At 75.3% G+C, this 1,830-nt stretch carries 1 protein-coding gene; it reads right to left on the reverse strand.

Features of this window, described 5'->3' with window-relative positions; genetic code table 11:
• Nucleotides 1-1,830: acyl carrier protein (locus tag ACZ3TI_RS40925; RefSeq protein ID WP_465735674.1), on the reverse strand; the 1,830-nt coding region annotated here is incomplete at both ends.

Raw genomic sequence — 1,830 nt, forward strand, 5'->3', positions numbered from 1 at the left:
TGCAGGGTGCGGGGCAGGATGCCGTGGCGCATCGCCTCGACCATCTTGATCACGCCGGCGACGCCGGCCGCGGCCTGGGTGTGCCCGATGTTGGACTTGAACGAGCCGAGCCAGAGGGGCAGTTCGGGTTCGTGTGCCTGGCCGTAGGTGGCCAGCAGGGCCTGGGCCTCGATCGGGTCGCCGAGCGTGGTGCCCGTGCCGTGCGCCTCGACGGCGTCGACCTGGTCGGCGGTCAGCCGGGCGTCGGCCAGGGCGGCGCGGATCACCCGCTGCTGCGACGGCCCATTGGGGGCAGTGAGCCCGTTGCTGGCACCGTCCTGGTTGACGGCCGAGCCGCGGACCACCGCGAGCACCCGGTGACCGTTGGCCAGGGCGTCCGAGAGCCGCTCCAGCAGCACCATGCCCGCGCCCTCGCCCCAGGCGACGCCGTCGGCGCCACCCGCGAAGGACCGGCAGCGGCTGGCGGGCGACAGGCCGCGCTGCCGGCTGAACTCCTGGTACATCCCCGGCGTGGCCATCACGGTGACACCGCCGGCCAGGGCCATGGTGCACTCGCCGTTGCGCAGCGCCTGGACGGCCAGGTGCATCGCCACCAGCGAGGAGGAGCACGCGGTGTCGACGGTGAGCGCCGGGCCCTCCAGCCCGAGCACGTAGGACACCCGGCCGGACGCCACGCTGGCGGCGAGACCGGTGACCAGGTAGCCCTCGGCGCCCTCGTCGCCGAGGTAGGTCAGCGAGGCGTACTCCTGGGCGATCACGCCGGTGAACACGCCGGTACGGCTGCCCTGCAGGGACTTCGGGTCGATGCCGGCCCGCTCGACCGCCTCCCAGCTGGTCTCCAGCAGCAGGCGCTGCTGGGGGTCGAGGGCGAGGGCCTCGCGGGGGCTGATGCCGAAGAACTCGGCGTCGAACTCGTCGGCGTCGTAGAGGAATCCGCCCTGGCGGGCGTACGTCTTGCCGATCGCCTCGGGGTCGGCGTCGAAGAGGTTCTCGACGTCCCAGCCGCGGTTGTCCGGGAAGTCGCCGATCGCGTCGACGCCGTCGGCGACCAGCCGCCACAGTGCCTCGGGGGTGTCGGCGCCGCCGGGGAAGCGGCAGCCCATGCCGACGATCACGATCGGGTCGTCGTCCGCGCGGGCGACCGCGGCAGTCGGTGCGGCGGCGCCGGCGACCGCGCCGCTGTCGCCCTCGCCGAGCAGCCCGGCGAGCAGGAGGCGGGCGACGGCGGTGGGGGTCGGGTGGTCGAAGGTCAGGGTGGCGGGCAGCCGCAGACCGGTTCCGGCGGCCAGCGTGTTGCGCAGCTCGACGGCGGTCAGCGAGTCGAAGCCGAGTTCCTTGAACTGGCCGCTCGGGTCGACGGACGAGGCCGAGCCGTGGCCGAGCGCGGCCGCGACGGCGCCGCGGACCAGGTCGAGCAGGATCTGCTCCTGCTCGGCCGGGCTCCGCCCGTGCAGCCGCTCCCGTACGGGCGACGCGCCGGCTGCGGCACCCTGGGCCGCCCGCCGTGCGACGCCGCGCACCAGGCCGCGGTACAGCGCGGGCACCTCGCCGAGGGCGCGCAGCCGGCCGGTGTCGAAGAGGGCGGCGACGGCGGTCGCTTCCCGGCCGGCCAGTGCGGCGTCGAACATGGCCAGGGCGCGGTCCGCCGGGACCGGCAGCAGGCCGGTCCGGCGCATGCGGGCGTGGTCCTGCTCGGCCAGCGTCGCGGTCATGCCGCCCGCGTCCTGCTGCCAGGGGCCCCAGGCGAGGGAGGTCGCGGGCAGTCCGTTGGTGTGGCGGTGGGTGGCGAGGGCGTCGAGGTAGGCGTTGGCGGCGGCGTAGTTGGCCTGG

The sequence above is a fragment of the Kitasatospora sp. NPDC023120 genome (assembly GCF_055560835.1).